Annotated in this window: 10 protein-coding genes; all 10 read right to left on the bottom strand. The window is 68.2% G+C overall.

Annotation, left to right across the window (positions count from 1 at the left end; translation table 11 throughout):
* Position 1 precedes the first annotated feature (1 nt).
* The 10 genes from C2U58_RS08710 to C2U58_RS08665 all read right to left on the bottom strand — a co-directional run bounded on the left by C2U58_RS08710 (position 2) and on the right by C2U58_RS08665 (position 13211).
* Positions 2–742, bottom strand: a complete 741-nt coding sequence (locus C2U58_RS08710) for a flagellar motor protein (RefSeq protein ID WP_102945504.1) — start codon at positions 740–742, stop codon at positions 2–4.
* 187 nt (positions 743–929) lie between these two features.
* Complete coding sequence (locus C2U58_RS08705; RefSeq protein ID WP_102945503.1) at positions 930–2750, bottom strand: chemotaxis protein CheA; 1821 nt, start codon at positions 2748–2750, stop codon at positions 930–932.
* A 4-nt stretch (positions 2751–2754) separates the two neighbouring features.
* Positions 2755–3369, bottom strand: coding sequence for a protein phosphatase CheZ (locus C2U58_RS08700; protein WP_070207896.1), 615 nt, complete (start codon positions 3367–3369; stop codon positions 2755–2757).
* Positions 3369–3761 carry a chemotaxis response regulator CheY gene (gene cheY / locus C2U58_RS08695; RefSeq protein ID WP_017357461.1) on the bottom strand — a complete coding sequence of 131 codons (393 nt, stop codon included), beginning with the start codon at positions 3759–3761 and terminating at the stop codon, positions 3369–3371. The genes C2U58_RS08700 and cheY overlap by 1 nt, the downstream gene beginning before the upstream one ends.
* 16 nt (positions 3762–3777) lie before the next feature.
* On the bottom strand, positions 3778–4524 hold the full coding sequence (locus C2U58_RS08690) for an RNA polymerase sigma factor FliA (RefSeq protein ID WP_102945501.1): 747 nt from the start codon (positions 4522–4524) through the stop codon (positions 3778–3780).
* Complete coding sequence (locus C2U58_RS08685; RefSeq protein WP_102945500.1) at positions 4521–5408, bottom strand: MinD/ParA family protein; 888 nt, start codon at positions 5406–5408, stop codon at positions 4521–4523. The genes C2U58_RS08690 and C2U58_RS08685 overlap by 4 nt, the downstream gene beginning before the upstream one ends.
* Positions 5395–7365, bottom strand: a complete 1971-nt coding sequence (gene flhF / locus C2U58_RS20260; RefSeq protein WP_343125467.1) for a flagellar biosynthesis protein FlhF — start codon at positions 7363–7365, stop codon at positions 5395–5397. Before flhF ends, C2U58_RS08685 begins: the two co-directional genes overlap by 14 nt.
* A gap of 154 nt (positions 7366–7519) precedes the next feature.
* Complete coding sequence (flhA, locus tag C2U58_RS08675) at positions 7520–9601, bottom strand: flagellar biosynthesis protein FlhA (RefSeq protein WP_172448124.1); 2082 nt, start codon at positions 9599–9601, stop codon at positions 7520–7522.
* 17 nt (positions 9602–9618) lie between these two features.
* The gene (gene flhB / locus C2U58_RS08670) at positions 9619–10746 is read right to left on the bottom strand and encodes a flagellar biosynthesis protein FlhB (protein WP_102945498.1); all 1128 of its coding nucleotides are present in this window, start codon (positions 10744–10746) and stop codon (positions 9619–9621) included.
* A gap of 323 nt (positions 10747–11069) precedes the next feature.
* A complete protein-coding gene (locus C2U58_RS08665) occupies positions 11070–13211 on the bottom strand; it encodes an EAL domain-containing protein (RefSeq protein WP_102945497.1) in 2142 nt (713 codons plus the stop codon).
* Positions 13212–13287 lie beyond the last annotated feature (76 nt).

Here is a 13287-nt window from a genome sequence, read left to right as displayed (position 1 = left end):
CTCAGTGCAGGAACCCGGACAGGTTGGTTTCGATGTTGCGCGGGTTCTCGCCCTGCGCGATCGAAATCAGGCCTTCGATGATCATCTCGCGGTCGCGGCTGTTGTGGTGGATCACGCTCTTGAGCTTGGCCGAGACCGGCAGGAACAGCAGGTTGGCCGAGGCGATGCCGTAGATGGTGGCGGTGAACGCGGCGGCGATGCCGTGGCCGAGCTTGCTCGGGTCCGCGAGGTTCTTCATTACCGCGATCAGGCCGAGCACGGCGCCGATGATGCCCAGGGTGGGCGCGTAGATGCCCATGCCTTCGAATACCTTGGAGGCGGCGAGGTCGCGGCTTTCCTGGCTGCTCAGTTCGATCTCCAGCATGTGCCGGATGGTTTCCGGTTCGACGCCGTCGACCAGCAGCTGCAGGCCCTTGCGCAGGAACGGGTCGTCCTGGGCCTCGACCTGGGTTTCCAGGCCCAGCAGGCCCTGGCGGCGGGCGATGTTGCTCCACTCCACGATCTGGCGGATCAGGTCGCTGCGGTCGGTGCTCGGCGGGCGGATGATCCAGCTGACGATCTTGAAGGCGTGCTTGAACACGGCCGGGGAGGTGTGCAGCAGGATCGAGGCGAGGGTGCCGACGATGACGATGACGAAGGCAGCGGGAGACCACAGCGACGCCAGCCCGGCACCCTTGAGGATGCTGCCGCCGACCAGGGAGGCCAGGGCGAGGAAAAGTCCGATGAGGCTGAGTCTGTCCATTGGTCCGATATCGGCTTGCGTGAGGGGGACTTGAGGTGGGGCGGTGTTGGGTTGGTCGGTGGTTCAGCCACGCAAGGCGTGGCTCTACCGGGGTGGACGTTCGGCCGAACCACCGGGCTGGACGTTCGGCCCAACCACCGGGGTGGACGTTCGGCGGTAGAGCCACGCCCTGCGTGGCTGCGACCGTTCAGCGCAAACCGTCTACGTCCAGAATGAGCGACATTCGGCCGTCGCCGATCAGGGTGGCGCCGGCGTAGCCGCGCAGGCCGCGTAGGGCCTTGGGCAACGGTTTGATGACGACTTCCTCGCGCCCGCGGACCTGGTCGACCACGAGGCCGAAACGCGCTTCGCCGGCCTGCAGCACCACGATGGTGAGCAGCGGCGAGGCAGCCGGTTCGACGTCAAGCCAGTGGCGCAGGTCGACCAGCGGCAGGGTGTGCGACTTGCGATCCAGCACCGCGCGGCCGTCGAACCAGCCCAGCGAGGTGTTGGGCGCATGCAACACTTCCATCACGCGCGCCAGCGGCAGCGCGTAGATGTCTTCGCCGGCCTGCACCAGCAGGGTCGGCAGGATCGCCAGGGTCAGCGGCACCCGGATCAGGAAGCGGCTGCCGCGACCCAGTTCCGACTGAATCTGGATCTGGCCGCTCAACTCGCGGATGCGCGACTGCACCACGTCCATGCCGACGCCACGACCGGAAATGTCGGTGACTTCCTGCTTGGTCGAGAAACCAGGCAGGAACACCAGGTGCAGGCATTCCTCGCTGCTCAGGCGGGCCGCCGCTTCGGGGTCGATCAAGCCCTTTTCGCGGGCCTTGGCGCGCAGGCGTTCGGGATCGATGCCGGCGCCGTCGTCCTGCACTTCAATGCTGACGTAGTCGCCTTCCTGCTGCGCCGACAGCCGCACGTTGCCGCTGCGGGTCTTGCCCTGCGCTTCGCGCAGTTCGGGCATTTCGATGCCGTGGTCGATCGCGTTGCGCACCAGGTGCACCAGCGGGTCGGCCAGCGCTTCGACCAGGTTGCGGTCCAGCTCGGTTTCCGCGCCGATAAGCTCCAGCTCCACTTCCTTCTTCAGGTTGCGGGCGACGTCGCGGGCCACCTTTGGGAAGCGCGAGAACACCTTGCCGACCGGCTGCATGCGGGTGCGCATCACCGCTGACTGCAGGCGCGCGGTGGCGATGTCCAGGGTCGACACCGCGCGGTCCAGCTCTTCGTCGTGCAGGCGCGCGCGCAGGGTCTTGAGCCGGTTGCGCGAGAGCACCAGTTCGCCGATCAGGTTGACGATCGCATCCAGGCGCTTGGTGTCCACGCGCACGGTGTGCTCGGCTTCGGCCACCGGCTTGTTGGCGGCCGGCTTGGCCGGTGCCGGCGCGGCGACCGGACGCGGCGCGGGCGCCGGTGCAGGCACGGCTGCCTGCACTGCGCCGGGGGCAGCACCACCGTGCAGCTGGTCGAGCAGCGCTTCGAATTCGTCTTCGCCGATCAGGCCGTCATCGACCTTTTTCGTGGGCGTCACGGCGGTCGGCGCGGCGCCACCGTGCAGGGTGTCCAGCAGCGCTTCGAACTCGTCGTCGGTGATCAGGTCACCGTTGGCCGGCGCGGCGGCCGCCACTGGTGCCGGCACTGCCGGACCGTTGACGTCGAACTGCGCGATCAGTTCCGGCGGGGCATAGCCCGGCTCGGTACCGGCCGACACCGAATCCAGCATCGACTGCAGGTAATCCAGCGACTGCTGGCCGGCATCGAAGTGATGCGCCTGCAGCACCGCGTGCCCGGAGCGGGCCATGCCCAGGGTCTCTTCCGCGGCGTGGCACAGTTCCACCATCGCCTGGATGCCGAGGAAACCGGCACCGCCCTTGAGCGTGTGGAAGCCGCGGAACACCGCGTTGAGCTGGTCGCTGTCCTGGGGCGACTGCTCCAGCGACACCAGCTGTTCGCCGAGGCGATCCAGGATTTCCTGGGCCTCGAGGATGAAGTCGGCGGCAATGTCGTCTGGAACAGCACTCATGGTTTCAAAGTCCCAAATCGGAAAGCAGGTCGTCAGCGTCGACCTGCGACACCTGGTGACGGTCCAACCCGGTCACGGCGGGGCCGGCCAGGCCGTTGTCGCGCTTGCTGGTGGTCTCGTCCGGCGGCGGCAGGCCGAGTGCGCCGAAGCCTTCGTGGACGCGGCGCACGATGCCGACCACGCGGCGGATGATCTGCCCGGTGAGGTCCTGGTAGCTCTGGGTGAGCGCGATCTCGGTGAGGTTGTGACGGATCCGCTCCAGCTGCACGTCCTGGTCCGGGCTGAGCCCGTTGGCGCGCAGCTGCTCGGTCAGCGCCCGGCATTCTTCGGCCAGGTCCAGGGTGCGGTGGGTCGCCTGTTCGGTCATCGCCACCACGTGGTCCAGGCGTGCACAGGCGTCGTCCAGCTCGCCGGCTTCGCTGGGCAGGGTGGGCAGTTCGCCCAGCGCCTGGCCCAGTTCGCGGGCCAGCCGGTTCAGGCCGGCCATCATCGGCTGGGTGCGCAGCGCGGCCAGCGCATCGATTTCCCGGCGCCAGCCCGCTTCGTCGCCACTTTCCAGCGCGGCAAGGGCGTCCTGCAGGCGCTGCACCAGCGCCGATTTGTCGCGAAGGGTTTCCATCAGGCGCTCGCCGCCAGGCGCTCGAAGATCTTGCCGAGCTTCTCTTCCAGGGTCTGTGCGGTGAACGGCTTGATGATGTAGCCGTTCACGCCGGACTGCGCGGCTTCGATGATCTGCTCGCGCTTGGCTTCGGCGGTGACCATCAATACCGGCAGGGTCTTGAGCTTGGCGTCGGCGCGGATCGCCTTGAGCAGGTCGATGCCGGTCATCACCGGCATGTTCCAGTCGGTGACCACGAAATCGAACGGCTGGCTCTGCAGCAGGGCCAGCGCGGCATGCCCGTCCTCGGCTTCGGCCGTATTGGTGAAGCCCAGATCGCCCAGCAGGTTCTTGACGATACGACGCATGGTCGAGAAGTCGTCGACGATCAGGATGCGCATGTTCTTGTTCAAAGGTGTTTCCTCGGTCTCAGTTGTTCTCGAGGCCGGCGTCGGCCGCCTCGAAGATCTTCAATCGGCCACGCAGGCGCAGCACGGCCTGGCCATGGATCTGGCAGACGCGCGACTCGCTGACCCCGAGCACTGCGCCGATCTCTTTCAGGTTCAGTTCCTGCTCGTAGTACAGCGACAGCACCAGCTGTTCGCGTTCGGGCAGCAGGCCGATCGCGTTGCCCAGCTCGCGGCCGAATTCGCCGCGCTCCAGCACCTGCTGCGGGGTCGGGCCGCCCTGGGCCACGGTGTCCAGCTCGCCCTGGTCTTCGATCCGCGACTCCAGGCTCAGCACCTGGCCGCGCGCGGCGTCTTCCATCAGGCGAAGGTAGTCGGGCAGCGGCATGTCCATCGCGGCGGCCACTTCGGTGGCGCTGGCGGCGCGGCCGGTGCTCTGCTCCAGGCGGCGGATGGTGGAGGCGGCGTCGCGCGCACGGCGGTGCACCGAGCGCGGTACCCAGTCGCCGCGGCGGATCTCGTCGATCATCGAACCGCGGATGCGGATCGAGGCGTAGGTTTCGAACGAGGCGCCCTGGTCGGCGTCGTAGCTGCGCGACGCCTCGATCAGGCCTATCATGCCGGCCTGGATCAGGTCGTCCACTTCAACGCTGGCCGGCAGGCGCGCGGCCAGGTGGTGGGCAATGCGCCGGACCAGGTCCGAGTGCTGGGCAATGCACTCGTTGGCGGCGGCGCGTTGCACCTCCTTGTATTGTGCGGCGCCTTTCATGCGGCCACCCCGCGCTGCTTGAGGATGCGTTCGAGGAAGAACTCGACGCCGCCGCGCGGTTCGGTGGGGGCCTGCCAGCGCGCGGTGCGGCGGGCGATCTCGGCGATCGCCTGCGCGGCCGGGCTGGACGGGTAGGCCTTCACCACCGGCTGCTGGCGCTGCACCGACAGGCGCAGCCAGTCGTCCTGCGGCACGCAGCCCAGGTAGTTGAGCGAAACGTCGGCCAGGAACTTCTCGCAGACCCGGCTCAGCTTTTCGTACAGCACGCGGCCTTCGTTGGGGTCGCGCACCATGTTGGCCACGACCTGGATGCGGTCCACGCCGCGCTCGCGCGAGAGCACCTTGATCAGTGCGTAAGCGTCGGTGATCGACGCCGGTTCATCGCAGACCACCACCACGGTGTCCTGCGCGGCCTGGCAGAAGGTCAGCACGCCGTCGGTGATGCCGGCGGCGGTGTCCACCACCATGAAGTCCAGTTCGCGTTCCAGTTCGGAGAACACATTGACCAGGCCCACGTACTCGGCCGGCTGCAGTTCGGCCATGTGCCGGCGCCCGGACGCGGCCGGGACCACCAGCACGCCGTTGGGGCCTTCCAGGATCACTTCTTCCAGCGTGCAGCGCCCGGCGACCAGGTCGGCCAGGGTCAGCTTGGGCTGCAGGCCCAGGATCACGTCGATGTTGGCCAGGCCCAGGTCGGCGTCCAGCAGCAGCGTGCGCTTGCCCATGCCGGCCAGCGCCACGGCCAGGTTGGCCGAGACATTGGTCTTGCCCACGCCGCCCTTGCCGCCGGTGACGGCGATGGTGCGTACCGGGCCCAGCGGCTGGCTGCGGGTAGCCGACAGCGGGAAGGTCCTGGTCAGGTTTTCGTACTCACGCGACGGCATGGTTCAACTCCGGGTTGCAGGGCATATCGGCCGCGCGGCGCAAATCTTCAAGGCGAAGTACAAGATTGGCGGCACTGGCCCGGTGCAGGTCTTCGGGAACGTCCTGGCCGTCGGTGACCCAGGTGATCGGCAGGCGGTGGTCGACCGCCACCGACAGGGCGGTGCCGAAGCGGCCGGTCTCGTCCAGCTTGCTCAGCACCACGCCCTGCGGGTTGGCGGCGCTGAAGCGGCGCACCACTTCGTCCATGTCGCCGAAGCTGGTGTTGGCCGGCAGCACCAGCAGGGTGCGGATCTGCTCGGACGCGCGCAGCCACTGCAGCTGGGCGGCCAGGGCGCGGTCGCGCGGGCCCAGCCCGGCGGTGTCGATCAGCACCAGCTTGTAGTCCTTCAGGCGCTCCAGCAGCTGGGCCAGGTCGCTGCCGCTGTTGGCTTCGTGCACCGCGATGCCGAGCTGGCGGCCGAAGCCGTACAGCTGTTCGCGGGCGCCGATGCGGGCGGTGTCGGTGGTGACCAGGGCCACGTCGCGGGCGGCATGCGCTTCGGCGAAGCGCGAGGCCAGCTTGGCGATGGTGGTGGTCTTGCCGGCACCGGTGGGACCGACCAGGGCGATCACGCCGCCGGCTTCGAGCGGGTCGACCGGGGCGATCGGCAGCTTCTTCGAGAGCAGGCCCAGCATCAGCCCGCGGCCACGATGGGCTTCGGTGTCCAGCGGGATCTGCAGGGCGACGTCGCGGCAGATGCCGGCGTCGAAGCCGTATTCGTCCATCAGGTCGAGCGCGGCGGCACGCACCGGCGAGCCGCGCAGGCGTTCGTCGGTGAAGCGGTTCATTTCGCGCTCGATCACGTGGCGCATGCCGGCCACTTCATGGCGCAGCTGGCGCAGTTCCTCGTCGTCGCGGACCAGGGTGACCGGGGCGGGTGCGGCGGCCGGCGCGGCGGCAACCGGTTCCGGGGCAGGCGCCCGCTCCGCTTCGGCGATCTCGGCCAGCGCCGTCGGTTCGTTGGCGGCCTGCATGGCCGGCAGCGCCGGCGGGGCGATCATCATCGCCGCCACCGGGGCGACCGGAGCGACCGGAGCGACCGGCGCAGCGGTCTCGATCATCGCCATCGGAGCGGGCGGCACGAATACGGCGGAGTCATCGATGTCCAGGCGCGCGGTGGCCGCTGCCGGGACCACCGGGACGGTTTCCCACAGCGGGGCGATCGGTGCGTCGAACGCGGCGCGCTGCATCTGCTGCGCGGGCATCTGCGGCAGCTGCGGCGGCAGGCTGCGGCCGGGCGGGGCGTGCATTTCGAACAGCGGGGCGTCGTCCTGCGGCGGGTCGATGATGAAGCGGGCGCGGTTGGACGGGGCCGGGGTGGTCGCGCGGGTCGGAGACGGTGCGTCTTCGATCACTGGCCGGGCAGAGCCCGGCGCTATGTCGGATTGGGCAGCGTAGGGGGTTGCCGGGTTGGCAGCGTGGGCGGCGGCCTGCTCTACATTGAACGGAGCGAAGATCTGTTCCGGCAACGCGTCCAGGGTGCGGCCCGGTGCGACGGCAGCGCGGGCCAGGGTCGCGGCGAAACCGGGGCTGCCCGGCGGCGGCACGATTTCGTTGGCGGTGTCCAGGGTGCGGCCGGTGGCGCCGACGGCGGCGCGGGCCAGCGCGGCGACGGCCGAGGTGGTGGCGGCCACCGGTTCCGGCGCGGCCACCGGTGCCTTGCGGCGGGTGACGGCGGCGATCACCGCGTCGGCGGCGTTGCGCGGGCGCGGGGCCGGCGGCGGCGGGGCGACGTCCTTGCGGGCGGCTTCCAGTGCGCGCTGCACCGCGCCTTCGTCATAGTTCGCCGCGGCCACGATCTCCACGCCTTCCTCGATCCGGCGATTGGACAGGATCACCGCATCGGGACCGTGTTCCTTGCGCACCAGGTTCATGGCCGAGCGCATATCGGGAGCGACGAAGCGTTTGATTTTCATGCTGTGGTACCGGGACGGAGTCTGGGGCTGGGGGGCGGAAGGGAGGCTCTGGTTGTCGGTGGTCTGCACGGTCCGGGGTTCCCTTCTTGTCCTGCTGCGGTGATGGCGAAATGGGTGTGTCTGTTTTCTGACGCGTTGCTGTCGGAGTTCCGGCTCAGCTGATCGTGCCGACCAGCTTCAAGCGCTTGTCTTCCGGCACCTCGCTGTAGGCCAGCACGGACAGCGACGGAACGCTGTGGCGTACCAGCCGTGCCAGCGCGGCACGTACCGGACCGGGCACCAACACCACCGCGGGCTCGTTTTTCGCTTCCTGCTTGCCGACACATTCGGCCAGGCTCTGGTGCAGTCGCTCGGCGAGTCCGGGTTCCAGCGCTGCGCCGTTGCCCTGTGTGGACTCCTGCAAGACACGTTCCAATTGCGGGTTGAGGGTGAACACCGGCAGCTCCGCCGACATGCCGGCGATCTCCTGCACGATGAAACGGCCCAGCGCGTTGCGCACGGCGGCGGTGAGCACGCCCGGGTCCTGGCTGAGCGGTGCGTTTTCCACCAGCGACTCGGCGATCTTGCGCAGCTGGCGCACCGGGATGCGCTCGATCAGCAGGTTCTGCAGCACCCGCACCACCACCGACAGCGGCAGCGCCTTGGGGGTGAGGTCTTCGACCAGCTTGGGCGCGCTCTTGGCCAGGTTGGCCAGCAGCTGCTGTACTTCCTCGTGGCCCAGCAGTTCCGGTGCGTGCTCGCGGATCAGGTGCGAGAGATGGGTGGCGACCACGGTGGCCGGGTCGACCACGGTGTAGCCCATCGATTCGGCGTGGGCGCGCTGATGCGGCTGGATCCAGGTGGCATCCAGGCCGAACGCGGGGTCCTTGCCGGCGATGCCTTCCAGTGCGCCGAGCGCGCTGCCCGGGTCCAGCGCGAGTTCGCGGTCCGGATGGATCTCTGCGGTGGCCACCGGCACGCCGTGGATCAGCAGGCGGTAGGCGGTGGCGCCCAGTTCCAGGTTGTCGCGGATGTGCACCGAGGGAATCAGGAAGCCGATGTCATGGGTGAGCTTGCGGCGCACGCCCTTGATCCGCGCCATCAGTTCGCCGCCCTGGTTCTTGTCCACCAGCGGGATCAGGCGGTAGCCCACTTCCAGGCCGAGCGGATCGACCGGGCGCAGTTCGTCCCAGGTGAGTTCGGCGGTGGGCGAGGGCGTGCCGGCCGGCAGGCCGAGCGCGGTGGTCGGGCCGGACGCCGGCGCAGCGGCGGCCTGCTCGGCGACCTGGCTCTTCTTCCACAGCTTCCAGGCGATGAAGCCGAGGATGGCGGCCAGCGTCAAGAAGGCGACGTTGGGCATGCCCGGGACCAGGCCGACCAGGCCGAGGATCGCGGCGGCAATGGTCAGCGCACGGTGCTGGCCGAACACCTGGCCCATCATGGCCTGGGCCATGTCCTGCGAGCGCGAGGCGCGGGTGACCAGCATCGCCACCGCCGAGGACACCAGCAGGGCCGGCAGCTGCGCCACCAGGCCGTCACCGATGGAGAGCAGGGTGTAGGTGGCTGCGGCTTGGCCGAACGGCATGCCGTGCTGGAGCACGCCCACGGCCAGGCCGCCGAGCATGTTGATGAACAGGATCAGGATGCCGGCGATGGCGTCGCCGCGGATGAACTTGCTGGCACCGTCCATCGCGCCGTAAAAGTCGGCTTCCTCGCGGACTTCTTCACGACGGACCTTGGCTTCCTCGCGCGTCAGCAAACCGGCGTTGAGGTCGGCGTCGATCGCCATCTGCTTGCCGGGCATGGCGTCGAGGATGAAGCGCGCGGTCACTTCGGAGACGCGCCCGGCGCCCTTGGTGATGACCACGAAGTTGATGATGGTCAGGATCGCGAAGACCACGATGCCGACCGCGTAGTTGCCGCCGATCACGAATTCGCCGAACGCGGCAATCACCTTGCCGGCCGCGTCGTGGCCGTTCTGGCCGTTGAGCAGGATCACGCGGGTGGAGGCCACGTTCAGCGCCAGCCGCAGCATGGTGGTGATCAGCAGCACGATCGGGAAGATGGTGAAGTCCAGCGGGCGCTTCACGTACACCACCGCCAGCAGCACCATCAGCGAGATGGCGATGTTGAAGGTGAACAGCGCGTCCAGCACCGGCGCGGCTAGCGGCACCACGACCATGGCCAGCAGGGCCAGCACGATCAGCGGGGCGCCCAGGCCCTGGCGGATCATGTCCAGGGCGCGGCGGGTGTTCATGCCAGCGGGCTGGGCGCTCACGGGCGGCCTCCCTTGCCGAACTCATCCACGTCGATGCTGGGCGCGGCCGGCATCGGCCCGCCCCGCCAGGTGCGCAGCTGGTAGACGTAGGACAGCACCTGGGCGACGGCCGAATACAGTCTCACGGGAATTTCCTTTCCAAGTTGACCTTCCCGATACAAGGCGCGTGCCAAAGGCGGGGCCGAGACGATGGCGACCTTGTTGCCGTCGGCCACTTCACGGATGCGCAGGGCGGTTTCGTCCACGCCCAGGGCCACCACGGTGGGGGCGCCCATCCTGCCGCCGTCGTATTTGAGGGCGACGGCATAGTGGGTCGGGTTGACCACGACCACGTCGGCGGTGGGCACCGCTTCCATCATCCGGCGGTTGGCCAGCTGCTGCTGCATCTGCCGGATGCGGCCCTTCACTTCCGGGCTGCCCTCGCTTTCCTTCATTTCCCGGCGCAGCTCTTCACGGGTCATCTTCAGCTTGCGCATCCAGTTCCAGCGCTGGTACGGGGCGTCGATGGCAGCCAGCAGCATCATGGCGCCACCGGTGGCCAGCATCAGCTTCAGGGTGAAGCCCAGGCCGTTGACGATGGCCGCTTCCAGCGGCTGGTGGACCAGGTCGCGCAGCGGGCGGATCCCGTGCCAGACCACCAGCCCGGCGGCAGCGCCGACGAACAGGATGCGCAGCAGCGACTTGATGAACTCGGCGATGGCCTCGGCGCCGTACAGGCGCTTCATGCCGGCCATCGGGCTGAGCCGGTTGAACTGGGGCATCAGCGACTTGTTCGACCAGCGCAGCCCGCCCATCGCCACCGGCGCCAGGAAACTGGCCAGCAGGCAGATCAGCAGCAACGGCCACATCGCCAGCATCAGCTGCAGGAACAGGTGGCCGAAGTGGCTGAACAGGCCGTTGGGTTCGAAGCGAAGGCCGGCCTCCGGGCTGAGCGCGGACTTCATCCAGGCCTTGCCGCCGGCCGCCATACTCCCGGAAAACGCCATCAGCGCCAGCACCGAGGCGCCGAACACGGCGGCCGTCGCCAGTTCGCGCGAACGCGGGATGTTGCCCTCTTCACGGGCATCGCGCAGGCGTTTTTCGGTAGGTTGTTCGGTCTTTTCGCCGGCTTGTTCTTCGGACATCGGGAGGGGGTACCGGAGGGGTCACCCGGGGTAGTGCAAGAACCGTTCCGTTCGGAAGCATGGTCGGAGGCGGCGCGCACCGGTAGGGTCGGTCTCCAGACGACCGCACGGAACGGTTCCACGTTCTGTAACGCATGACCATCGAACGGCAAGAGCCGTTTCCGTCCAAAGGTCATGCCCAACCGAACGCGGGCAATTTACGTGCAGTCGATTGGGATGCGACCCTACCAAGGCCAAAGCACAGTCCAAAGCAGCGTCCAACGCCGGTGTCACGCCGCAGATCGGCGCGGCCGGGTAGAGCCACGCCCTGCGTGGCTGCGCCCTCAGTCCAGGAAATGCCCGCCTTGGCTGGCCTGCAGTTCCGATGCGACCACCATGCGCGGTCGCGGCAGGTCGTGCAGCTGCATGAAGCGCTCCGGGTCGACCGGGCGGCCGAGCAGGTAGCCCTGCAGGAAATCACAGCCCAGCCGTTCCAGGTAGGCGCGCTGGCCGGCGGTTTCCACGCCTTCGGCGACGATGTCCATGTCCAGCGCGTGGCCGAGCGCCACGATGGCCGAAACGATGACTACGTCTTCGGAACTGTTCTCAAGATCGCGCACGAACGCGTGGTCGATCTTGATCTCGGTGGCTGGCAGGCGCTTGAGGTACAGCAGGCTGGAGTAACCGGTGCCGAAGTCGTCGATGGAAATGCCCACGCCCAGCCGCGCCAGCGACTGCAGCAGGCGCAGGCTGGTCTCGGTGTCGCGCATCACCGCGCTTTCGGTAATCTCCAGGACCAGCCGGCGCGGTTCCACCCGATGGATCTCCAGCGCGTCGCTCACTTCCTGCAGCAGGTGAGGGGAACCGAACTGGATCGGGGAAAGGTTCACCGACACCGACCAGGTGTCGTGCCCGGCGTCGTGCCAGCGCCGAAGCTGCCGGCAGGCTTCATTCAATGCCCAGCGGCCGATGTCGTTGATCACGCCGCTGCGCTCGGCCAGCCGGATGAACCGGTCCGGCGGAATCAGCCCCTGTTCGGGGTGCTGCCAGCGGATCAACGCCTCTGCACCGCTGACCTGATGGGTGCTGACGCGTACCTTGGGCTGGTACTGCAGGAACAGCTGGTTCAGTTCGATGGCGCGGCGCAGGTCGGCCAGCAGCCGGAACTGCTGTTCGGCGCTGTCGCTCATCCACTCGGCAAACACCACGTAGGCGTTGCGGCCCGCTTCCTTGGCCTGGTACATCGCCGCGTCGGCGTAGCCCATCAGCTGGCGTTCGGTGGCGGCGTGGTCGGGGCAGATCGCGATGCCGATGCTGGCGGTGATCTGCAGCTCATGGCCGGGTACCAGGTTGCCCTTGCCGATCGCCTGGATGATGCGGTTGGCCACGGTGGCCACGTCTTCGTCGTTTTCAATGCCGACCACCAGCACGAATTCGTCGCCACCCAGGCGCGCCAGCACGTCGGTGGGGCGCAGCAGCTGGCGGGTGCGTGCGGCCACCGCGACCAACAGCGAGTCGCCGGTCTGGTGGCCATAGGCGTCGTTGACCTGTTTGAAGCCGTCCAGGTCCATGAACATCACCGCGAAGCGGCCACCGCGCAGCTCGGCGTCGACCAGCGCCTGGTCGATGCGCTGCTGCAGCAGCAGGCGGTTGGGCAGGTGGGTGAGTGGGTCGTGCAGGGCAGCCTGGCTGAGTTCGGCTTCGGCGTCGTCCAGCGAGCTGCGCAGGCGCTGGTTGCGCAGGCGCAGCAGCTGCGCCTGCTGGCGCTGGTCCAGCCAGGACACCAGCAGCACCACGGCCAGGATGCCGATGGTCAGCACCATCACCAGCGCACCCAGCCACTGGGTCTGCAGGCCGTCACCGGCGGCGGCGCCACACACGCTGTTGGCCGGGAACTGCGCGGCGGCCATGCCGGTGTAGTGCATGCCGACGATGGCCACGCCGAGCAGCACGGCGGGCACGATCCGGTGATGCAGGCGGGTGTCGTTGTGGCGCAGGCGGAACGCGACGAACAGCGCCACCCACGACGCGGCGACCGCGACCATCACCGAGAGGATGAACCAGCCACTGTGATACTCGATGCCGGGCCGCATCAACATCGCCGACATGCCGATGTAATGCATGCTGGCGATGCCGCAGCCCATCAGCAGCCCGCCCAATGCCAGCCGCGAATGCGGCAGGGTCGGGCGCGAAACCAGCCAGAGGGCGAAGATCGACGATGCGATGGCGGCCAGCAGTGAGGCAGCGGTCAGGCCGAGGTCATACCCGAGGGGAATCGGCAGACGGAAGGCCAGCATGCCGATGAAATGCATCGACCAGATGCCCAGGCCCATGGCGCAACCGCCGCCGAACAGCCACAGCACGCTGATGCGCGGAGAAGGCGCGGTGGTAACGCGGTTGGCCATGTCCAGCGCGGTGAATGACGCGAGGATGGCAACCAGGAGCGAGACTACGACCAACCACGGGGTGTAACTGCCGATAAGCATGCTGACTCCTCCCTGGCGTACGCAGCAGACTGCACTGACCAGCACGCGGGCATGGCGATGCCGGCTGCTCCGGCAC

The sequence above is a fragment of the Stenotrophomonas sp. VV52 genome (assembly GCF_002893095.1).
Taxonomy (GTDB): Bacteria; Pseudomonadota; Gammaproteobacteria; order Xanthomonadales; family Xanthomonadaceae; genus Stenotrophomonas; species Stenotrophomonas aracearum.
Note: the sequence above shows the minus strand (reverse complement) of the source record. Positions and strands in the feature narration are given on the sequence as shown.

Excerpts from the sequence above, each read along its gene's own strand:
- C2U58_RS08685 (WP_102945500.1), bottom strand. The coding sequence starts at position 5,408 with ATGCCGTCGCGTGAGTACGAAAACCTGACCAGGACCTTCCCGCTGTCG.
- C2U58_RS08705 (WP_102945503.1), bottom strand. The coding sequence starts at position 2,750 with ATGAGTGCTGTTCCAGACGACATTGCCGCCGACTTCATCCTCGAGGCC.
- flhA (WP_172448124.1), bottom strand. The coding sequence starts at position 9,601 with ATGAACACCCGCCGCGCCCTGGACATGATCCGCCAGGGCCTGGGCGCC.
- C2U58_RS08690 (WP_102945501.1), bottom strand. The coding sequence starts at position 4,524 with ATGAAAGGCGCCGCACAATACAAGGAGGTGCAACGCGCCGCCGCCAAC.
- flhB (WP_102945498.1), bottom strand. The coding sequence starts at position 10,746 with ATGTCCGAAGAACAAGCCGGCGAAAAGACCGAACAACCTACCGAAAAA.
- C2U58_RS08665 (WP_102945497.1), bottom strand. The coding sequence starts at position 13,211 with ATGCTTATCGGCAGTTACACCCCGTGGTTGGTCGTAGTCTCGCTCCTG.
- C2U58_RS08710 (WP_102945504.1), bottom strand. The coding sequence starts at position 742 with ATGGACAGACTCAGCCTCATCGGACTTTTCCTCGCCCTGGCCTCCCTG.
- C2U58_RS08700 (WP_070207896.1), bottom strand. The coding sequence starts at position 3,369 with ATGGAAACCCTTCGCGACAAATCGGCGCTGGTGCAGCGCCTGCAGGAC.
- flhF (WP_343125467.1), bottom strand. The coding sequence starts at position 7,365 with ATGAAAATCAAACGCTTCGTCGCTCCCGATATGCGCTCGGCCATGAAC.